This is a genomic window from Novosphingobium sp. 9, from assembly GCF_025340265.1.
Classification (GTDB): domain Bacteria; phylum Pseudomonadota; class Alphaproteobacteria; order Sphingomonadales; family Sphingomonadaceae; genus Novosphingobium.
The window spans coordinates 453,899-474,363 of record NZ_CP022707.1 but is presented as its reverse complement, the minus strand read 5'-3'; the positions used below and the strand labels follow the sequence as shown (position 1 = coordinate 474,363).

Genomic DNA, 20,465 nt, shown 5'->3' with positions numbered 1-20,465 from the left:
CCTCCCAGGGAATTGTGTGCTGGGGTACGTCGTGTTCAGTCGTGGAATTCTTCCACCGCGATCCGCTTGCCGCGCAGGAACGCATCAGCGACGAGGCGGAACGGGTCGAGATCGACATCGCTGCGGCCACCCCGGATCAGGTTGGCGAAGCGTGCGTAGAGGCCCGGATATTCCAGATCTTCGGCATGCTGCACGCCCGAAGGCAGGGTCAGCACGGCGCCGCCATTGGCGAGCTTGAGCAGGCCCGCGTCGGTCTCCACCTCAATGTCCCACGATTGCGGGCCGGTCTGGCGCCAGTCGAGGTCCATGTGGATCGGTGCGCCGGCGGTGTCGCGGAAGTGGATGTCGGCAGCGATCGGTGCGGCGCGGTTGGCGGGCAGGCTGAGCGTTGCCGACTGCAGGAATACCGGGCGCGGCATGATATGCGTGAGGATCGAGAGCGCGTTGATGCCCGGATCGAAGACGCCGAGGCCACCCGGCTCCCAGATCCAGTCCTGCCCCGGATGCCACACGCGCACGTCCTCGCGCCAGGCGATCCGCACCGCGTCGATGCGGCGTTCGGCCAGCCAGGCCTTGGCGGGCGCGACACCGGCGGCAAAGCGCGAGTGCCACGAGGCGAACAGCGTGACGCCGGTCTTCTCGGCGAGCGCATTCAGGGCCATCACTTCGGAGAGCGTGGCGCCCGGCGGCTTCTCAAGGAAGGTGTGGACGCCTGCGCGCAGGGCCTGCGCGGCCAGGTCGTAGCGGACCTGCGGCGGCGTGCAGAGCGCCACCGCGTCGAACGCCGGGCCTTCGGCCAGCAGCGTGTCGAAGTCCTTGAAGTGCGCGACCGTGCCCGGCCCCGGATCGCGCGGGCTGACCGTAGCCGCCAGCGAGAAGGCCGAATTACCGGCGATCGCGGGCAGGTGCTGGTCGCGCGCGATCTTGCCGATGCCAACGACGGCGATGCGGATCGGGTCCATGGCTCAGAGCGCCTTCACGACAACGGTGTGCTCTGCGGCACGGGCCAGCGGGCTGGCGAGCGGCAGGGTGAAGGGCGCGGCTGAAATCTCGAACACGTCGCCTTCCAGCGTCTCGATGCCGTCGCTGAACGAAAGCGTTGCCGTGCCGAAGAAGTGGACATGCACGTCGCCGGCGCGGCGGAACAGGTCGTACTTGAAGTGGTGATGTTCCAGGTTGGCGAAGGTGTGCGACATGTTCGCCTCGCCCGACAGGAACGGCTTTTCCCACAGCGTCTCGCCGTTGCGGACGATCTTGCTGGTGCCCTCGATGGCGGCGGGCGGCGTGCCGATCAGCAGCTCGGGGCCAAGCGCAGCCTGACGCAGCTTCGAGTGCGCGAGCCAGAGGTAGTTGTGGCGCTCGGTCACATGGTCCGAGAACTCGTTGGCAAGCGCGAGACCGAGGCGGTAGGGAGTGCCGTCTTCGCCGATCAGGTAGATACCGGCCAGTTCCGGCTCCTCGCCGCCGTCCTTGGCGAATGCAGGCATGGTCAGCGTTTCGCCGGGGCCGACGAGCTGCGATCCGTCGCCCTTGTAGAACCATTCGGGCTGCTGGCCGACTTCGCCGGCTGCGGGCTTGCCGCCTTCGAGACCCTCGAGGAACATGCGCATCGAATCGGTGACATGCGCGCCGGTTTCGGCAGCCGAAGCAGCGGCCTTGTGCATCTTGTCGCGACCTTCGGCCGAGCCGAGGTGGGTCAGGCCGGTGCCGGTCAGCAGGACGTGGGCCGCGTCGGCATGGTCGATGGGGGCAAGCAGGTTGCCTGCCGCCAGTTCGGCGGCGATGTCGACCGCCTCGCCTGCTTCGCAAGCCGCAGCCGCTTCGGCCAGGGTCTGCCCGGCAGCGATGGCGGCCAGCGCCAGTTCGCGGATCGAGGCAGGGCCCTTGAGGAAGCGGGCGCTCGGCCCTTGTGCGAAGATCACGGAACGCGAGCCATCCGGCGCGCGATGCTGCAGCAGGCGAAGGTCAGTCATCAATCTCTCCCGGACGCGGCGCGCTTCTGTTTTGATGGGAGCGCGCCGCGGGATTTTACGAAGTTAAGGGTTACAGGGTCAGCACGCCGTCGATGAGGCGCGGGGCGCCGTCACCCTTGGCGCCGTCTCGCAGTTCGGGCGGAAGCACACCGTCGCTCAGATTCTGGTAGCTGACGGGGCGCAGGTAGCGGTCGATCGCCATGCTGCCGACCGAGGTCGTGCGCGGATCGGAGGTCGACGGGAAGGGGCCGCCGTGAACCATCGCGTGGCTCACTTCGACGCCGGTCGGCCAGCCGTTGGCGAGGATACGGCCCACCTTGCGCTCCAGCACCGGCAGGACGCGGGCGGCAATCGCCTCGTCGGCTGCGTCCATGTGGAGCGTGGCGGTCAGCTGGCCTTCCAGACCCTTGAGCAGTTCGACCATCTCGGCCTCGTCCTGACAGACGACGAGGATCGAAGAGGCGCCGAACACTTCGTGCCCCATCGCCTTGTCCGCCAGGAACTTGGCGGCGGTGGTGCGGAACACGATGGCGCCACCCGTGGTGGTCGAACCGTCGGCGCCCTTGCCGACAAGATCGACGCCGGGGTTGCCTTCCAGTGCTTCGACACCCTTGGCATAGGCAGCAGCGATGCCGGTGGTCAGCATGGTCTGCGGCTGTGCCTGCGTGACGCCAGCCTCGGCAGCGGTGACGAAGGCGTCGAGACCTTCACCCTCGATCGCGAGGATCAGGCCGGGGTTGGTGCAGAACTGGCCTGCGCCCATCGTCAGCGAACCGATATAGGCGGTGCCGAGGGCCTCACCGCGTGCCTTGAGCGCTTCGGGAAGCAGCAGGACGGGGTTGATGCTCGACATTTCGGCATAGACCGGGATCGGCACGTCGCGGGCCGCTGCCAGCTTGGCAAGGGCGAGGCCGCCGCCGCGCGAGCCGGTGAAGCCTACGGCCATGATGCGCGGGTCCTGCACCAGCGCCGAACCCAGCTCGTTCGAGGGACCGACGAGGTGCTGGAACACGCCTTCGGGAAGCCCTGCATCGGCCACGGCCTTGCTGATCGCCTGTGCCACGAGCGCGCCGGTGATCGGGTGGGCCGGGTGGCCCTTGACGACGACCGGGCAACCGGCGGCGAGCGCCGAGGCGGTGTCGCCGCCAGCGGTCGAGAAGGCAAGCGGGAAGTTCGAGGCGCCAAACACCGCGACCGGACCGACCGGGATCATGCGCAGGCGCAGGTCCGGGCGGGGCAGCGGGGCACGGTCGGGCAGCGCGGGGTCGATGCGCAGCTGCTGCCACAGGCCCTTGCGGACGTAGTCGGCAAACATCTTGAGCTGGCCGCAGGTACGGCCACGCTCACCTTCGCCGCGACCGCGGGGCAGGCCGCTCTCGGCGATGTAGGCTTCGATCAGCGGATCGCCGATCGCCATGATCTCATCCGCGATTCGCTCAAGGAAAGCGGCGCGGGTTTCGCGGTCCGTGGCGCGGTATACGTCGAATGCAGCATCGGCCTTGGCGCAGGCTTCTGCCACATCGGCCGGTCCGTGGACGGCAAAGGCGTCGCCCTGCGGCTCGCCGGTTGCAGCCACTACGGAACGAAATTCAGTCATCGGGACTCTCCTATTTACTCCGACATATTCGGGTCGCGCGGGAAACGCAATGTTTGTCGTTCCTTCATGCGCAAGGCACTGGTACGGTAGCCTCAGAGGTGAACATTAACGTGACAACGGCGAAGTTGAAGACCGGTATCGAGACGGGGCGATCCAATGAGGAGCAGCGCGGCCCTGGTCGGCGCCTCCATGGCGCGATTGCCCATAAGCTGGGAACCGAAATCTTGTCGGGCAAATATGCTCCGGGTGACATTCTTTCGGGCGAGGTTGCCTTCGCCGAGGAGTTGCAGGTTTCGCGCAGCGCCTATCGCGAGGCGATCCAGGTGCTTGCCGCCAAGGGGCTGGTTGCCAGCCGTCCCAAGGCGGGGACGCGGGTACTTCCGCGTGAGCGCTGGAACCTGCTCGATCCCGATGTGCTGGGCTGGGCCTTCGCGGGCGAGCCGGACGTGGAGTTCGTGCGCAGCCTGTTCGAACTGCGCGCCGTGGTGGAGCCTGCCGCCGCGCGCTTTGCCGCGCAACGGCGTGACAAGGCCGATCTCAAGGTGATGAAGGATGCACTGGCGGCGATGCGTCGCCACACGCTGACCACCGAGGCAGGGCGTGCCGCCGACCGTGACTTCCACAACGCTATCCTTCAGGCCACCCGCAATCCGGCGCTGATCGTGCTGAGTGCCAGCATCGGCGCGGCGGTCAACTGGACCACCCAGTTCAAGCAGCGCGCCCGCGCGCTGCCGCGCAATCCGATCCCCGATCACGTCAAGGTCTACGATGCCATTGCCGAAGGCGACGCCGATGCGGCGGCCGAGGCGATGAATGTGCTGGTCGATCTGGCGCTGGAAGATACCCGCAGTTCGATGATCGTCAGCGACTGATCTTCCGCCGTCGCAGGCATGAAAAAAGGCCCGGAAGTCGAGGTGACTTTCCGGGCCTTTTCGTGTCCTTGTGGGGCGTGCCGCGTGCTTACTCCGCAGCTTCCACGGCCTGCTGTTCTGGCAGCGCATGCGTGGTCTTCGAACCCCACAAGGCATAGAACAGGACGTAGAGTTCGCAAGCCGCCGTCAGGAGGAACGAGGTCTGCAGGCCATAGGCATCGGCGATCCAGCCCTGCACGGCCACCAGCGCGCCACCGGCAATGGCCATGACCAGCAGGCCCGAGGCTTCCTCGGTCAGCGGGCCGAGGCCCTTGATGCCCAGCGTGAAGATCGTCGGGAACATGATCGAGTGGAACAGGCCGACGAGGATCAGCGACCACATCGCCACCGGGCCATGCGCGAAGACCGTGACCAGCATCACCACGAAGGCGCCGATCGAGAAGAACGCCAGCACCTTGCCCGCGTCGATGCGCTGCATGATTGCCGAGCCGGCGAAACGGCCCACCATCATGCCGCCCCACAGCAGCGAGAGGTACTTGCCTGCCATCTCATGCGTCATGTTGCCGATGTCGGGGCGGCTGACGAAGTTGATGAACAGGTTGGCGACGCCGATCTCGGCGATCAGGTAGATGAAGATCGCGGGGATGCCGAACACCAGATTGCGGTGCTTGAACAGTTCAGGGTTCAGCAGACCCTTCTTCTTCTCGCCATGCGCCTTGCTTGAGACCATCGCGGGCAGCGGGAAGCGTGCGATCACGATGGCGAGCACGACGAGCACGATTGCGACCAGGGCATAAGGCAGGATCACCGCATGGGCGTCGGCAAGTCGGTCGGCCTTGCTCAGCACGGCATCGGCAGCAGCGGTGCCGCTCTTGGAGCGACCGAGGATCAGGTAGGCGCCGAAAGCAGGTGCGAGCATCGTACCAGCCGAGTTCATCGCCTGCACCAGATTGAGGCGCGAAGATGCGGTCTCGGGCTTGCCGACAACGGCGACATAAGGGTTCGCCGCAACCTGCAGCAACGTGATGCCGCTGGCGATCACGAACAGCATGACCAGCGTGACGCCATAGGAAGGGATGCTGGCGGCGACCATCATGCCGACCGCACCACCCGCCATGATCAGCAGGCCCGTCACCAGCGACTTCTTGTAGCCGATCCGCTCGATCAGCAGCGCCGAGGGAATCGAGGCGAAGAAGTAGGCGATGAACCACACCGATTCGATCAGCGCCGCCTGGAAATAGCTCAGTTCGAACACGCTGCGCAGGTGCGGCAGCAGCGTATTGTTGATGACGGTGATGAAGCCCCACATGAAGAACAGGCTGGCAAGCAATGTCAGCGCCGGGCCATAGCGTACGCCGGGCGCGGTGCCCGAGGTGGCCTGGCTCTGGACGTCAGACGACGAGATCACTGGCGGCATGTCGATCCTCTCGCATTCGCGCTGCCCCGGCTTCGTATGGCCCGAAATCGGGCGAACCGGCTTGCGCTCTTTCTATTTGTCGGACTATATGGGCGACGCGGACACGTCAATGCTTCGCGAACGAAATGGACGAACGAAAAGGACTGGGCGGGATGAAGAGGATGCTTCAGGGAACGGCGGCAACGGCCGTCGCGCTGGCTCTGGTATTGGCTGCGGCGCCGGGCGCGCAGGCGGCCGAGGCCACGCAGACGAGCGCGGGCAAGCTCTCCGACGGCACCGATGTGCAGGCGATCACGCTCAAGGCGGACAACGGCGTTTCGGCGACGATCCTGACCTTCGGCGCTACGCTGTGGAAGATGATGGCGCCCGATCGCAACGGCAAGACCGCAGATATCCTGCTCGGCTACGACGATCTTCACAGCTACGAGACCAAGCCCAACTTCTGGGGCTCGACCATCGGCCGCTATGCCAACCGCATCGCCAATGGCCAGTTCACGCTCGACGGCAAGACCTATCAGCTGCCGCAGAACGACCATGGCCAGTCGCTGCACGGCGGCGGCAAGGGTTTCGACATGCAGAACTGGAAGGTCGAGCAGGTGAAGTCCGGCCCGACGGCCAGCGTCGTGCTTTCGCACGTCAGCCCGGATGGTGATTCGGGTTATCCCGGCACGGTGAAGGCCAAGGTCACGTACACGCTTGACGAGAAGGGCGCGCTGACCATCCAGTTCGATGCCACACCGACAAGCCCACGGTCATCAACATGACCAACCACCGATCTTCAACATGGGCGGTGAGGGTTCCCCCGAGGGTGCGATGGACGAAGTCCTGACCGTTCCCGCCGGCCACTACACGCCGGTCAACGATCACCTGATCCCGACTGGCGAGCTGCGTGATGTCACCGGCACCGTGTTCGATTTCCGCAAGGGCCGTCGTTTCAATGACGGCATTCGCGATGGCAACGACGAGCAGATCATCAAGGGCCACGGTTACGACCACAACTTCGCGCTCGACAAGGGCCTGACCAAGACGCCCGAGCTGGCCGCCAAGCTGGAAGATCCCGCTTCGGGCCGCGTGCTCGAAGTGCTGACCACCGAGCCCGGCGTGCAGGTCTACACCGGCAACTTCCTCGACGGGACGTATCTGGGTAAGCATGGCCACCTCTATCGCATGGGGACGGCATCGCGCTTGAGCCGCAGAAGTTCCCCGATTCTCCCAACCATCCCAACTTCGTCTCGGCCCGCGTCGATCCCGGCAAGCCCTATCGGCATGTCATGATCTACCGCGTTTCCATTGACCGTTGACCTGAGGCCCCTTCTGTGACCGAAACTGCCAAGCCCAAGCTGCGCTCACGCGCCTGGTTCGACAACCCCGACAATATCGACATGACCTCGCTCTATCTGGAGCGGTATCTGAATTTCGGCCTCAGTCTGGAGGAACTGCGCTCGGGCAAGCCGATCATCGGCATCGCCAGTCCGGCAGCGATCTCTCGCCCTGCAACCGCCACCACCTGGTGCTGGCGGAGCGCATCCGCGAGGGTATCCGCGAGGCAGGCGGTATCGCCATCGAGTTCCCGGTCCACCCGATCCAGGAAACCGGCAAGCGTCCGACAGCGGGCTTGATCGCAACCTTTCGTACCTCGGTCTGGTCGAAGCGCTCTACGGCTACCCGCTCGATGGCGTGGTGCTGACCACGGGTTGCGACAAAACCACGCCTGCGATGCTGATGGCGGCGGCGACGGTGAACATCCCGGCAATCGCGCTGTCGGTCGGTCCGATGCTCAACGGCTGGCATAAGGGCGAGCGTACCGGTTCGGGCACCATCGTGTGGAAGGGCCGCCAGATGATGGCGGCGGGCGAACTGGACGCGGACGGCTTCATCAAGCTCGTCGCGTCCTCGGCCCTCGACCGGCTACTGCAACACGATGGGCACGGCGACGACGATGAACTCGCTGGCCGAAGCGCTGGGCATGATGCTGCCCGGCTCGGCCGCGATTCCGGCGCCGTATCGCGATCGTCAGGAATGCGCTTATTATACCGGCAAGCGCATCGTCGACATGGTGCATGAGGACCTGAAGCCCTCGGACATCATGACGCTGGAGGCGTTCCACAACGCCATCGTCATCAACGCCGCGATCGGCGGATCGACCAACGCGCCGATCCACCTTGCCGCTATCGCCCGCCATATCGGCGTGGAACTGCCGCTCAAGGACTGGGAACGCCTCGGGCACAAGATCCCGCTGCTGGTGAACCTGCAGCCTGCGGGCGAGTACCTCGGCGAGGATTACTACCGCGCTGGCGGTGTTCCCGCCGTGGTCGCACAGCTCATCAAGCAGGGGCTGATCAACGAGGGCGCGTTGACCGTCAACGGTAAGACCATGGGCGACAACTGCCGCGATGCCACGATCGAGGACGACCGCGTTATCAAGACCTTCGACCAGCCGCTGGTCGAGGAAGCGGGCTTCCTGGTGCTGTCTGGCAATCTGTTCGACGCCGCGATCATGAAGACCAGCGTGATCTCCAAGGAGTTCCGCGACCGTTATCTGTCGAACCCGGAAGATCCGGAGGCTTTCGAAGGCCCTGCCGTGGTGTTCGACGGTCCCGAGGACTACCATCACCGGATCGACGACCCCGCCGTCGGCATCACGCCCGAAACGCTGATGTTCATGCGCGGTGCCGGTCCGATCGGCTATCCCGGGCGGCCGAGTCGTGAACATGCGTCCGCCGGCCTACCTCATCACCGAAGGCGTGACGGCGCTGCCGTGCATCGGTGACGGGCGTCAGTCGGGCACCTCGGGCAGTCCCTCGATCCTCAACGCCTCGCCCGAAGCGGCGGCGATGGGTGGTCTGGCCCTGCTGGAAACCGGCGATCGCGTGCGCATGGACCTGAAGAAGGGCGTCGTGAACGTGCTGGTCTCGGACGAAGTTCTGGCCGAGCGCCGCGCGGCTCTCGAAGCCAGTGGTGGCTATGCCTACCCGGCCTCGCAGACGCCGTGGCAGGAGATCCAGCGTTCGGTCGTCGGCCAGATGGACACCGGCGCGATCCTGGAAGGGGCCGAGAAGTACCAGCGCATTGCCCAGACCATGGGGCTTCCGCGCGACAACCACTAGGACATGCAGTCTCAGGACTGTGAGTAAGCGCCGGCCCGCTTCTTCCTTCAGCCTTTGCCCTTGCGGGTATGAGGCTGGACCGAAGGGCGGGCCGGACGCATGTTGGAGAGGAAGGGTTTGAAACGATGACGCTATGGCGCAAGATCGACCGCGATGTCCGCGATACCTTGGGGAGGGCGCCATGTGGTCCGCCCGCGATAACGCCTTCTACTGGGTGGATATTCTTGCCCCTGCACTGAACCGCCTGTCGTTGGCGGATGACAGCATCGCGCGCTGGGATATGCCTGCGCCGCTCGGCTGGGTGGCCTCGCGCGAGGCAGGCGGTCTTATCGGCGGTTTCCGCGATGGCGTGGCCGAGATCGCGCTCGATCCGGTCAGCGTGGCGGATCGCCGCGATCCCGAACCGCACCTGCCCGGCAATCGCATGAACGATGGCAAGGCGGATCGCCACGGCGCGGTCTGGTTCGGCACCATGGACATGGCGGAAGAGGCCGATTCGGGCGCGCTCTACCGCCTTTCGCCCTCGGGCGAATGGCAGGTGATCGACAGCGGTTATCGCGTGCCCAATGGCCCTGCATTCTCGCTCTGCGGGGACTGGCTCTACCACAGCGATACCGCGCGCCGCACCGTGTTCCGCTTTCGGCTGGAGGCCGACGGCGCCGTCGATCGTCAGGAGTTCATTCGCTTTTCCGATGCCGATGGCTACCCCGATGGGATGACCGTCGATGCCGAGGGCTGCCTGTGGATCGCCCATTGGGGCGGCGCGCGGATCAGCCGGTTCGATGCCGAAGGCAAACACATGCGCTCGATCGAACTGCCCGCGCAGCAGATCACCAATATGGCGTTCTGCGGCCCCGATCATGACCGTCTGTTCGTCACCAGCGCGCCATCGGCTTGCCCGAAACCGAGTACGACGGTGCGCTGTTCGAGGTTGATTGCGGGGTTCGGGGGCTTCCGGCGGGCACCTATAAAGGTTAACCCGCGAGGTAGGACAAAACGCCGCAAGTCCTTGAGCCGATGTTACTTGAGCGGGACTTGCGGCGCTGGTAATCCTTTGTCATGTCCTCCTGTGACCTCTGCGTTGTCCGTAACCGGGCGATCTGCGCCGCACTTCATCCCGTCGAACTTGAGGCGCTCAACACCATCGGGCGCACGCGGCGGCTGGAGGCGGGCGAGTCGCTGATGTGGGAGGGCGAGGATTCGGTCCTCGTCGCCAATGTCATCGACGGTGTGCTCAAGCTTTCGACCAATACCGAGGATGGCCGCGAGCAGATCGTCGGCGTCGTCTATCCCTCTGACTTTATTGGCAGACCTTTCGGTGGGACGACCGGCCACGGTGTGACCGCGCTGACCGACGCCACTGTCTGCGTGTTCGCACGGCGCGATTTCGATGCCTTTGCGCGCCAGCATCCTGCGCTGGAGCACCGCCTGCTGGAGCGCACGCTGGGCGAACTGGACCGCACACGCCGCTGGATGCTGCTTCTGGGCCGCAAATCCGCCTCGGAGAAGCTGGCAAGCTTCCTGCTGGAGATGGTGGAGCGGCTCGGGCCGAAGGGCTGCGCGGCCCATGCAGGACCCGGCGGCAGCGGGCCGCTGGTGGACCTGCCGTTTTCGCGTCAGCAGATCGCCGATGTGCTGGGCCTCACCATCGAGACCGTCAGTCGCCAGTTTACGCGCCTGAAAAACGAGGGAATTATCGATCTGCCTTCGCGCCGCGAAGTGCGCGTGGTCGATCTCGACGCGCTCACCGCTGAGGCGGGCTAAAAGGCACCGAGAAGGGGGATAGACCGGGTCTAAAGGGGGCAAAGAACGCTTCAGGCGTTTTCAGACGACCCTTTCAGCCGTCGCTGCATTCCGCGCAGGTGCCGCGCAGTTCGACCACCGGGCGCACATCGGCAAACCCCGCGTTCTTCGCCGCCGCGATCAGCGATCCGGTGAGCTTGTCGTCGTCGATATGGACGGCGCGCCCGCAGGCATCGCAGATCAGGAAAATGCAGTCATGCCGGCAACCGGGGTGGCTGTTCGCGAGGTAGGCGTTCGCGCTCTCTACCCGGCGCGCGAGGTTGGTGCGCACGAACAGGTCGAGGATGCGGTAGACCGAGTTGGGCGCCACCCGCTTGCCACGCAGCGCCGAGACGCTTTCGGCAAGATCGTAGGCAGAGGCGGGAACCTGGCGCTCGGCAAGGGCGGCGAACACGTCGGCGCGCATGTCGGTCCACTGCTCGCCGGCTTCGACGAGCGCGGTGTGGGCGGCCTTGGTCAGGCTGTCGCCGGAGTGTTCGTGGTGGCTGTGCTGGGTCGCGGACATGGACCCCATATGGCCCCTGTCCGCTGTTGCCGCAATGGCTGGCTTGAGGGCTGGTTCTGCCGGGAAATCAGTGCTGGATGGCGGGCGCGGCTTCGGCGGCGGGGACGATCCCGTCCGACAGCGAGGTGGCGCGCTCGAGACCCAGTCCGCCCAGCACCAGCAGCGCGCCGCCGGCGAAGCCGAGCGCGAGGAAGCGGTAGAAGTCGGCCTTGAAGAGTCCCATTATTCGTGTCCAGATGGTTGCATGTGCGAGCGTGCACTGCGGTGCGCTCGCGGCCCATTTGGACTTTCGACCCTTTCAGTCCAGTGAATTATCGGCACGTGGAGTTGCGCTTGCGTCGAAATGTTTGTGCACTGCGGCAGGCTGAGGGAACCTGTCGGCGAACCGTCATGAACAAGTCCTAGAGAACCCGCCCTTTTTGACTCTTACGCCGAAATCCAGCGCATCAGGCCGCCAAATACAGCGGCCACGACCAGCAATGCCAGCGGCACGCCGAGGCAGATAAACGGCAGCGCCGCCGCCGCGATCATGCGGCGGCGCGAACGCAGGCGGCCCGAACGCAGGAGCACGGCGGCGCTCATCAGCCCGGCCAGAAAGGCCAGTGCGAGCAGTCCGCCGAGTCCCGATACGTCCATGGTGTCCCCTGAATTCCTGTCAGGCGATTTCGGCCCTGCGCTGTCCGATCAGTGCTTGAAGTGGCGCATGCCGGTGAAGACCATCGCCAGACCCGCCTCGTCGGCAGCGGCGATCACTTCGTCGTCGCGGATCGAGCCGCCCGGCTGGATCACGGCGGTGGCGCCCGCTTCGGCAGCGGCCAGCAGGCCATCGGCGAAGGGGAAGAACGCGTCCGAGGCGACCGCCGAGCCGACCGTGCGCGCCTGTGCCCAGCCGAACTTCTCGGCCGCTTCGGCGGCCTTCATCGCGGCGATGCGCGAGCTGTCGCGGCGGTTCATCTGGCCCGCGCCGATCCCGGCGGTGACGCCATCCTTGGCATAGACGATCGCGTTCGACTTGACATGGCGGGCCACGGTCCAGGCGAACAGACAGTCGCGCAGTTCGGCGTCGGTCGGCGCGCGCTTGGTCACGACCTTGAGATCGTCGAAGCCGATGGCGCCGTTGTCGCGGCCCTGCACCAGCAGCCCGCCGGTGATCGGCTTGACGGTCAGGCCGCCACGACGCGGATCGGGCAGTTCGCCGGTCAGCAGTAGGCGCAGGTTCTTCTTTTTGGCGAAGAATTTGCGTGCTTCCTCGTCGGCATCGGGCGCGACGACGACTTCGGTGAAGATCTTGCAGATCGCTTCGGCGGTGGGGCCATCGAGCGTCTGGTTCACCGCGACGATGCCGCCGAAGGCCGAAACGTCGTCACAGGCCAGCGCGCCTTCCCAAGCGTCCAGCAGGCTGTCGCCCTGCGCCACGCCGCAGGGTTGGCGTGCTTGACGATGACCACCGCAGGCTTCTGGCCGCGGAACTCGGCAGCCAGCTCGAAGGCGGCGTCGGCATCGTTGTAGTTGTTGTAGGACAGCTCCTTGCCCTGGATCTGCTCGCCTTGTGCGAGACCCTTGGTGAAGGGGCCGACGGGGGTGTAGAGCGCGGCCTTCTGGTGCGGGTTTTCGCCATAGCGCAGCGTGGTCGAGAGGCGACCGTTGACGCTGAGCATCTCGGGGAACTCAAGCCCCTGATCGGCGAAGGCGAACCACTGCGAGATCATCGAATCGTAGGCGGCGGTCTGCGCGAAGGCGCGCGCGGCCATCAGCTTGCGGAAGGCCAGCGTGGTGCCGCCGTCCGTGGCTTCCAGTTCGACCAGCAGGCCCTCGTAATCAACCGGGTCGGTGACGATGGTGACATAGGCGTGGTTCTTCGCCGCCGAACGCACCATCGAGGGGCCGCCGATGTCGATGTTCTCGATAATGGTGTCGCGGTCAGCCCCCTTGGCGACGGTCGCCTCGAAGGGGTAGAGGTTGACGATCACCAGATCGATCGCGCCGATCTCGTGGTCGGCCATGGCCTTGGCGTGCTCGGGATTGTCGCGCACCGCCAGCAGTCCGCCGTGGACCTTGGGGTGCAGCGTCTTGACGCGACCGTCCATCATCTCGGGAAGTCGGTGATTTCGGAGATGTCCTTCACCGTCAGTCCGGCATCGCGCAGCGCCTTGGCGGTGCCGCCGGTCGAGACCAGCTCAACCCCGCGATCGCTGAGCGCCTTGCCGAGCGTGGCAAGCCCGGTCTTGTCGGAAACCGAAAGCAGGGCGCGGCGGATCTGGACGGTATCGGTCATGCGGGAAGAGGCCTTTTCGAATGCGAAGGGCGCGGTCCACCGGGATCGTCCTGCACGACGAAACCTCTGGGAACGACGGAACGGGCTTTTTTGGGCGCTTTATGCGGTGGGCCACATTCGGGCAACCCCGAGTCGCGCGCAAAAGCGTCCCACCGTGGCGGTTGTGGCGCGATGCGATGCATCGGGCAACGGGAGATCGCAATAAGGCGTCATCCCGGCGCAGGCGAGGATCGCTCGAAAGGTTGTACTGCGCTTACGACGATCCCGGCCTGCGCCGGGAAGACGGATGTGGGAGGGGCGATTTTGCGGCTTCTATCGCTTGAAGAATAGAAGCGACGCTGCGGGCACCGCAAGCAACACGCCAAGCATACCGAGCCATCCACAGACCAGAACGTAGACCATTATCGCGGCGTCGCTTAGAACCGTCGCGTAAGGATAGGCGAGGGCCGCCATCGTCAGCGACAGTATGAAGCAGCATGTGCCGGTCGCGAGCAGCTTTTTCGGGGCAATTCTGCCCTGAACCAGCCACGCGATTGCGGCCACAACCAGTATTCCGATGTAGAGGACATGCATCGAGGGCATGCCCCCTCAACCCACCTTCTTGAACAGCCAGCCGAACGAGCCGCCGCCGCGCGAGACCATGCCTTCGATCACCAGTTGCTGCGTGGCCTGCGGGCGGCCCTGCCCGTCGACCCACAGCGAATCCTCGATGGCGACTTCGCCCACGCCGCTGCCGATGCGGAACATCCACAGGCTGCCGTCGGGCAGCTGCAGGCTGGCACCCTGCTTGTCCTCGACCGGGGCCACGGTGACGCCTGCGCCGAGGTGAAAGCGGATGGCGAAGCCGATGCGGCCGCGCTTGCCCTTGCGCGCGGCGGGCACCAGCAGGTCTTCGCCGCGCAGCTCGCTGCCGTCGTCGCGCAGGATCAGGATGCGCTTGTGGGTGAGGCCATAGCGCGCGGCATAGCCGTTGTGGCTGGCCTCCAACCGGGTGGCGTTGCCGCCACTCTCGGCCTGCAGCGTCTTGCGGTCGATATCGACCATGCTGACGCCCTGGCCGATCACGCCGTTGATCAGGACGGCGGTGGAGTTGGCATCGTCTAGCGTCAGCGTCGAGTGCGCGGCGGTGGCGCGTAGGCCCTGCTCCAGCCGCACGGGAACGAGCCCGCCGCCGCTGGCTGCGCCGCCGCAGTTGACGATGATCCGCTCGCCGCTGTGCGACAGCTCGAAGGCGAGGGTGGAGGCACAGCCCGAGCGGGCCTGCCCCGGCATCGGCGGCGGGGCGGTGTCGAACTGGAGGATTGTGCGGTGTGCCGCGACGCGCTGGTAGCCCCACTGGCGCACTTCGCGTAAGGGACGGGTTCGCACGCCGCTGGCCTTGACCAGCGCGTCCACCTCGGCGCCGCTGACGGCCCAGCCGCCGTGCCAGCTGCCCAGCGAACCGTCGCCGTGGCACAGCGCCAGCAGCGGCGGCACCAGCAGGGCGATGACGTTCTCCATCGCCTCGGGCGGATCGCGCCGGGTCGCCTGATAGCAGTTGCGCAGGCGCACCAGCAGCGCGATCGCCTCCATCTGCGCCAGCGGACTGCGCGAAAGCACGCCGCCATCGTCGCCGATGGTCTCGCCCAGCGCCTTCATCAGCCCGGCCTCGCCATAGAGGCGGCGCGGGGTGCCTTCTGGCAGCAGGAGCCCTGCGGCGACGATGCCGCACCAACCCGCCACTTCGGCGAGCGAATCCTCGGCCTTGCCGACATTGCGATCGAGCCAGCGTGCGGTCTCGGCAATGGCGGCGAGCGCGCGCGAGCGGAAGGCCTTGTCGCCCGAGAGGATCAGCGGCGCGAAGCTCAGCCAGTTGAGCAGGCGCATGCCGGTATTGCCCACACTCCACGCGGGGCCTTTGCCGGGGCGGCCCGGTGCCTTGGGGTTGGCCTGAAGCCAGGCGCCGAGAATGCGCTCTGCCACCGGCGCGGTCTGTTCGCGCGCGCCGCAGGCGTCGAGATCGGCGAGCCAGGCGAAGCTGTGGACGCAGCGTTCCAGCGGCGGGGCGACGCGCTGGGCGCCCGCGAAGTCGATCTGGGCAATCGCGGTTCGCGCGCCGTGGATCACGAAGTGCCCGGCGCGAAGGGCCGTGCCTGCGGCGGCATTGCCCGGAACGGCGTTGATCACGGTAGCCGTGACGCGCGGCTTCTTGCTACGCCCCAGCGGATTGCTCAGCAGCGCGGCGGGCAGGCCGAGGCGATAGGCCATGCGCAGCAGCCGTTCGCCCGGTGCGACCATCGGCGGGCCGAAATCGGCAAGCGCCAGCGCGCGGCCGGGCTCCAGTCCGTCGAGCGCGACCGGTTCGACCGGGGGCAGCTTGGTGAGGCGCGGGTCCGCCGGGTTACGGGTCAGGTCATCCTCCGCAGTCACGTCGAGGGGCGGAACCGGCGAACTTGCCTCCTGGTTCCGCCTGACAGCGCGCGAGAGGATGCCCGAGGCCACGCTTACGCGAGGCCTTTAAGCGTGCGGATGTTGCCGGCGTAGCAGTCCGGCCCGCCCTTGAAGGTGGCCGAGCCTGCGACCAGCACGTCGGCGCCCGCATCGACGCACAGCGGCGCGGTCCTCGCATCGACGCCGCCATCGACTTCGAGGCGGATATCGCGGCCCGACTTGTCGATCATCTTGCGCACCGCCTCGATCTTGCGAAGCTGGCTGGAGATGAAGCTCTGCCCGCCGAAGCCGGGGTTCACGCTCATGATCAGCACCAGATCGATATCGTCGATCAGGTAGTCGAGCATTTTGGCAGGCGTGCCGGGGTTCAGCGAGACGCCGGCCTTCTTGCCCAGATTGCGGATCGTCTGCACCGTGCGGTGGATATGCGGACCGGCCTCGGGGTGAACCGTGATGTAGTCGGCCCCGGCCTCGGCGAAGGCCTCAAGGTAGGTGTCCACCGGCGAGATCATCAGGTGGACGTCGAAGGGCTTGGCCGAGTGCGGGCGCAGCGCCTTCACCACGGCAGGGCCGATGGTGATGTTGGGCACGAAGTGGCCGTCCATCACGTCGATGTGGACCCAGTCTGCCCCGGCCTCGTCGATGGCACGGACTTCCTCGCCCAGTTTGGCGAAATCGGCGGACAGGATCGACGGGGAAATCAGGGGTACGGACATGGAAAAGGCAGTCTCCTCGAAGATCGACGATAGGCCGCAACATCTGGGGGCGGCAAGCGGTCGAAGCGCCGTTTTCCACACGCCATGTAGTGTCGCGGGCGGCCTTGCGATCCGCTATGGGACACCTGTCGGACACCTTGCGGCAAAATTCAGTGCCTATTCACCGCCTTTCGGGCACAAGGCGGCCCCTATGGAGAGCCGGGCAGGCGCCCGGTCAAAGCACGAGACCAAAAAGGCTGCGATGACGCGAACGATGTACAAGACCGCGCTGGTGTGCGGCGTGACCACGCTTGGCCTTGCGGGCGGCTTTGCCGCCACCGCCGAGGCGGCGGGCGACCATCAGGAAATCCGCAACGAGATGAGCCGCTGCAATGCGGGGTCCGGCCCCGCGCTGATGGTGACGGTGGACGGTGTGAAGTCGTCCGAAGGCAAGCTGCGCATTCAGAGCTATCGCGATACGGCGGATGACTGGCTCAAGACCGGCAAGTGGATCAACCGTATCGAGGTGCCCGCGCATGCCGGGACGATGACCTTCTGCCTGCCGATGCCGGGGCCGGGGACCTATGCCGTCGCCGTGCGCCATGACGTGAACGGCAACGGCAAGACCGATATCTCTACCGATGGCGGGGCGATGTCGAACAACCCCTCGATCAACATCTTCAACCTCGGCAAGCCGAGCTACACCAAGGTCGGCGTGCCGGTAGGGCCGGGCGTGAAGTCGATCCGGGTGACGATGAAGTATATGTGAGGAGAATGAGCCAGTCCGATCGGTTGACCGGATCGGCCAGTCTGATCGAAAGGCTCGTTCCCTTACAGGCGCTTGCGGGCCCGTGCCGCGCGGGCGGCCATGATCGCGCGGGCATCGACGAGGTCGGAAGGCTTGTCGACGTCGACGGCGGCAAGGCCATCGCGCGCAGCCACCAGATGCGCTTCCACGCCGACGCGGTGGCCCAGTCGCTCCAGCATCGCCGCCAGCGTCAGGCGACCTGCCTTGTAGCTGAAAAGCGTGCCCAGCCCGAGCCGGAAGGCGATCCGCCAGGGGCGCTTGCGGTCGGCTTCCACCTGCTGCCAGGTGTCGATCGCGTGCTGCGCGGCATCGGAGTTCAGCAGGAACAGGTTGCAGCCCGACCAGTCGCCATCGGCGAACTTGAGGTAGGTGCGCTTGGCGCCGGGCATGGCCTCCTCGACCGCGTCCTTGCGGGCCAGCAGCACGGCGACATCGGCATCTTCGGGTGCGTCGGCCAGAAAATCGAGTACCCATTCCGGGCGCAGCAGCGCGTGATCGGCGGTGGTGACAAGCAGGGGCGCGCCCATCGTCGCGAAAGCGGAGGCCACGCTGGCGCTCGGCCCGGCTTCGGCAGCGAGCAGTTCGCAGCCGAGGCGCTCGGCCATCAGGCGTACGCCGGGATCGTTGGCGGCCACGGCGATACGCGCGATCCCCGCCTCGCGCAGCGCGGTGACGACGTGCGAGAGCATCGGGCGCCCTTCGAGCAGCGCCAGCGCCTTGCTGGAAATGCCTTCGGCCACGGCCACGGGGTCGGGCTTGCCGGGGCGCTGCCCGGCCAGAATCAGCGCGCCGGGAAGCGATTGCGATGCCGCTGCGGTTTCGGCGTCAGTGTCAATCTCGGAAGGCATCTGGTCGGGGGTCATCTCGGGCACGGGAAAGTCACCCGCGATGCCGGGCGCGCCACACCTGCCAGAGCACACCGGGGGCTGCAAGGACGGGATGCTTTTCGCGCCATGGGGTGATGTGGATCGGCACGCCGGTATGGCGCTCGATTTTCCAGGCGGCATAGCGCGCGGCGCCCTCGAACGTGGTCGAGGCGCGGACCAGCCGGACGGCGTTGTAGCCCTTGCCGATACGGCGGCGCTTGCGCCACCAGCGCAGCGTGGCGACGCGCTCGGGCGTGCCCATCAGCGGGCGCATCAGGGCATCGTGATGGCCATCCTCACCGGCATCGGCGACACCGATCCCGGCATCGAGCAGGGCGACGCGCAGCAGGCCGTCGAAATGCTCGCGGTTGACCGAGAGGATCGAATCCTCGCGCCCCGGCTTCTCGACGCGGAATTCCGCGGCATAGGTCGCGCGGAACAGCGCGCGCCAGTAATCCTCGGGCGTGCCGACTTCGGGGCCGAGGGCCACCGCCAGACGACCGGCAGTGCGGGCCGCGCCGGCCACGGCCTGGGCGATCTCGGCGCCGTCGCGCTCGCTGCGTGCCCAGGCAAGGCCCGAAGGCTGGACGAAGCGCGCCCAGATCGTGGTGTCGAGCAGGTTGCCGCCCGCCGCCTCGCGGAAAGTGGCCAGCGTCATCGTCGCGACCTTGGCGCGCAGGGTCTGCGCGCCGATGTTCCATTCGTGATAGCTGACACGCGGCCAGATGCCGCTTTCCACCGGCCCATCGGTGAGCACGTAGAAATCGAGCACACCTTCGAGCGAGCCGGTGCGCAGGTTCGAGCCGTAGAACAGCACGCCTGCGGCCGGGCCTTCGGTTGCAGTCTGGCCTGCCAGTCGGCCCGCGAAGGCGCGCACGTCAGGCAGGATCGACCGGTTCAGGCCGATCGCGATGCGCTCGACGAGATCCTCGCTCATGATGGTAATGCCCCGTAAGAACCGTTGTCCGTGCGCCGCCCGCGTGCTCAGGGCACGACGAACGTCAGCTGCGGGCCTTCCTCCAGCGCATAGCGCCCGGCGGGGAACGCCTCGCCATCGAGGATGAAGCTGCCGCCAAGATCCATGTCCATGCCGCGCGTGCTGAAACGGTGCAGGCCAGCCTTCTCGAAAGCCTTGGCAAAGAAGCCGGTCAGCAGCAGCGGCAGCAGCGCCATGATCCAGCGGCGCGGCGAATCCATCACCGCCATCTTCAGGCCGGGTGCCGGGTTCGGACCGAACGGGCGCACCTTCATCGGGAAGCGCTCGAAGGTGGTGGCAACCGTCATGTAGCGATCGGTCCAGCGGCCATTGCCGCGATAGGACACGTCGCGACCGGTGTCGCGATCGACCATGCGGGTGCGCACGCTGGAACGCCAGGGGTTGCCGGCACCGCCGAACAGTGCCTGGACGATGCCCCACAGGATCGTCAGGCCCACCGCAAAGCTGTTGAACATACCGCGACGATGCGCTTCCTGTCCGGCTTCGGTGCCCACGGCGATCGCGCCGGTGCCCATGAAGAAGCCCTGCACGCAGGCTGGACGACCGTCACGCGTGGTCATGCGCAGCGGGCGACGGGTAAGCGTGTTGCCCTTGTGTGCGGCAGCCATGGCTTCGGCCAGCGACCAGTGCGTGGGCAGGCCGAGGTCGACCGCCAGTGCGTTGGTCTTGCCCTTGGGCAGGATGATCAGCGTCGGCCAGTCGTCGCCATAGACGCTGGCGCCGCAGGTCAGCACGTCGCGAACGGTGCCGTCGCCGCCATCGACCACCAGATAGTCGATACCGCGACGCGCGAAGCGGGTGAGGCTGTCACGCAGGTCCTCACGCTCACGCGGAGTCTCGGTGAGGATGTTCGAGCAGTCTTCCATCTCGGGCGCGAGGCCCTTGTTGCGGTGACTGCGGGGATTGCGGATGATGCCGACGAGCGGCACGGCACGTCCGCGCAGAGGCCGCCGGACGGTTCCGGGCAGGCTGCGCAGCAGCGGCTCACCGAAGGACGGCAGCGCTTCGAACTCGTAAATGTTCCCGTGCATGCGTACCATGTAGTACGCTTTTCGCCGAAAACCACCCAAATTTGCCCGTAGCGAACATTTGTTACAGCCTTGTGGCTTTTGGACAAGGG

At 66.3% G+C, this 20,465-nt stretch carries 16 protein-coding genes and 4 pseudogenes; 6 read left to right on the top strand and 14 right to left on the bottom strand.

Features of this window, described 5'->3' with window-relative positions:
* Nucleotides 1–35 precede the first annotated feature (35 nt).
* From CI805_RS02365 to CI805_RS02355, 3 genes are all read right to left on the bottom strand, one after another.
* Nucleotides 36–962, bottom strand: coding sequence for a Gfo/Idh/MocA family protein (locus CI805_RS02365; protein ID WP_260925776.1), 927 nt, complete (start codon nucleotides 960–962; stop codon nucleotides 36–38).
* 3 nt (nucleotides 963–965) lie between these two features.
* Nucleotides 966–1,973: an AraD1 family protein gene (araD1, locus tag CI805_RS02360; protein ID WP_260925773.1), complete on the bottom strand. Its 1,008-nt coding sequence runs from the start codon at nucleotides 1,971–1,973 to the stop codon at nucleotides 966–968.
* Nucleotides 1,974–2,043: 70 nt separating this feature from the next.
* Complete coding sequence (locus CI805_RS02355; RefSeq protein ID WP_260925770.1) at nucleotides 2,044–3,570, bottom strand: aldehyde dehydrogenase (NADP(+)); 1,527 nt, start codon at nucleotides 3,568–3,570, stop codon at nucleotides 2,044–2,046.
* 110 nt (nucleotides 3,571–3,680) lie between these two features.
* Here CI805_RS02355 and CI805_RS02350 point away from each other — a divergent pair, with 110 nt between their 5' ends.
* Complete coding sequence (locus tag CI805_RS02350) at nucleotides 3,681–4,442, top strand: FadR/GntR family transcriptional regulator (RefSeq protein WP_260925767.1); 762 nt, start codon at nucleotides 3,681–3,683, stop codon at nucleotides 4,440–4,442.
* A gap of 88 nt (nucleotides 4,443–4,530) precedes the next feature.
* Here CI805_RS02350 and CI805_RS02345 read toward each other — a convergent pair whose 3' ends face one another.
* On the bottom strand, nucleotides 4,531–5,859 hold the full coding sequence (locus CI805_RS02345; protein WP_260925765.1) for a sugar MFS transporter: 1,329 nt from the start codon (nucleotides 5,857–5,859) through the stop codon (nucleotides 4,531–4,533).
* Nucleotides 5,860–6,011: 152 nt separating this feature from the next.
* Here CI805_RS02345 and CI805_RS02340 point away from each other — a divergent pair.
* The 4 genes and pseudogenes from CI805_RS02340 to CI805_RS02325 all read left to right on the top strand — a co-directional run bounded on the left by CI805_RS02340 (nucleotide 6,012) and on the right by CI805_RS02325 (nucleotide 10,730).
* Nucleotides 6,012–7,160 (top strand): annotated as a pseudogene (locus CI805_RS02340) (aldose epimerase family protein).
* A gap of 15 nt (nucleotides 7,161–7,175) precedes the next feature.
* Nucleotides 7,176–8,966: pseudogene (locus tag CI805_RS02335) on the top strand (IlvD/Edd family dehydratase).
* 125 nt (nucleotides 8,967–9,091) lie between these two features.
* Nucleotides 9,092–9,944 (top strand): annotated as a pseudogene (locus CI805_RS02330) (SMP-30/gluconolactonase/LRE family protein).
* A gap of 81 nt (nucleotides 9,945–10,025) precedes the next feature.
* The gene (locus CI805_RS02325; protein ID WP_260925762.1) at nucleotides 10,026–10,730 is read left to right on the top strand and encodes a Crp/Fnr family transcriptional regulator; all 705 of its coding nucleotides are present in this window, start codon (nucleotides 10,026–10,028) and stop codon (nucleotides 10,728–10,730) included.
* 73 nt (nucleotides 10,731–10,803) lie between these two features.
* Here the strand turns inward: CI805_RS02325 and CI805_RS02320 are convergent, their stop codons facing one another.
* The 7 genes and pseudogenes from CI805_RS02320 to rpe all read right to left on the bottom strand — a co-directional run bounded on the left by CI805_RS02320 (nucleotide 10,804) and on the right by rpe (nucleotide 16,695).
* Nucleotides 10,804–11,283: a Fur family transcriptional regulator gene (locus tag CI805_RS02320; protein WP_260925759.1), complete on the bottom strand. Its 480-nt coding sequence runs from the start codon at nucleotides 11,281–11,283 to the stop codon at nucleotides 10,804–10,806.
* A gap of 58 nt (nucleotides 11,284–11,341) precedes the next feature.
* Nucleotides 11,342–11,497 (bottom strand): hypothetical protein, encoded by a 156-nt coding sequence (locus tag CI805_RS02315; protein WP_260925756.1) that lies wholly within the window; start codon nucleotides 11,495–11,497, stop codon nucleotides 11,342–11,344.
* Nucleotides 11,498–11,700: 203 nt separating this feature from the next.
* Nucleotides 11,701–11,910: a hypothetical protein gene (locus tag CI805_RS02310; protein ID WP_260925753.1), complete on the bottom strand. Its 210-nt coding sequence runs from the start codon at nucleotides 11,908–11,910 to the stop codon at nucleotides 11,701–11,703.
* A 48-nt stretch (nucleotides 11,911–11,958) separates the two neighbouring features.
* Nucleotides 11,959–13,549: pseudogene (gene purH, locus CI805_RS02305) on the bottom strand (bifunctional phosphoribosylaminoimidazolecarboxamide formyltransferase/IMP cyclohydrolase).
* A 312-nt stretch (nucleotides 13,550–13,861) separates the two neighbouring features.
* Nucleotides 13,862–14,131: a hypothetical protein gene (locus CI805_RS02300; RefSeq protein ID WP_260925751.1), complete on the bottom strand. Its 270-nt coding sequence runs from the start codon at nucleotides 14,129–14,131 to the stop codon at nucleotides 13,862–13,864.
* A gap of 6 nt (nucleotides 14,132–14,137) precedes the next feature.
* On the bottom strand, nucleotides 14,138–15,958 hold the full coding sequence (locus tag CI805_RS02295) for a heparinase II/III family protein (RefSeq protein WP_409934920.1): 1,821 nt from the start codon (nucleotides 15,956–15,958) through the stop codon (nucleotides 14,138–14,140).
* Nucleotides 15,959–16,032: 74 nt separating this feature from the next.
* Nucleotides 16,033–16,695: a ribulose-phosphate 3-epimerase gene (gene rpe, locus CI805_RS02290; protein WP_260925749.1), complete on the bottom strand. Its 663-nt coding sequence runs from the start codon at nucleotides 16,693–16,695 to the stop codon at nucleotides 16,033–16,035.
* Nucleotides 16,696–16,948: 253 nt separating this feature from the next.
* Here rpe and CI805_RS02285 point away from each other — a divergent pair, with 253 nt between their 5' ends.
* On the top strand, nucleotides 16,949–17,443 hold the full coding sequence (locus CI805_RS02285) for a DUF2141 domain-containing protein (protein ID WP_260927713.1): 495 nt from the start codon (nucleotides 16,949–16,951) through the stop codon (nucleotides 17,441–17,443).
* Between the two features lie 62 nt (nucleotides 17,444–17,505).
* On the opposite strand, the gene CI805_RS02280 is transcribed toward CI805_RS02285, so the two are convergent.
* Genes CI805_RS02280 through CI805_RS02270 form a run of 3 tightly spaced genes read right to left on the bottom strand, consistent with a single transcriptional unit; the run spans nucleotide 17,506 to nucleotide 20,376 of the window.
* Nucleotides 17,506–18,330 carry a nucleotidyltransferase family protein gene (locus CI805_RS02280; protein WP_260927712.1) on the bottom strand — a complete coding sequence of 275 codons (825 nt, stop codon included), beginning with the start codon at nucleotides 18,328–18,330 and terminating at the stop codon, nucleotides 17,506–17,508.
* 31 nt (nucleotides 18,331–18,361) lie between these two features.
* Nucleotides 18,362–19,285, bottom strand: coding sequence for a hypothetical protein (locus tag CI805_RS02275; protein WP_260925747.1), 924 nt, complete (start codon nucleotides 19,283–19,285; stop codon nucleotides 18,362–18,364).
* 47 nt (nucleotides 19,286–19,332) lie between these two features.
* Entirely contained in the window at nucleotides 19,333–20,376 is a 1,044-nt protein-coding gene (locus CI805_RS02270) for a diacylglycerol/lipid kinase family protein (protein ID WP_260925744.1), read from the bottom strand.
* Nucleotides 20,377–20,465 lie beyond the last annotated feature (89 nt).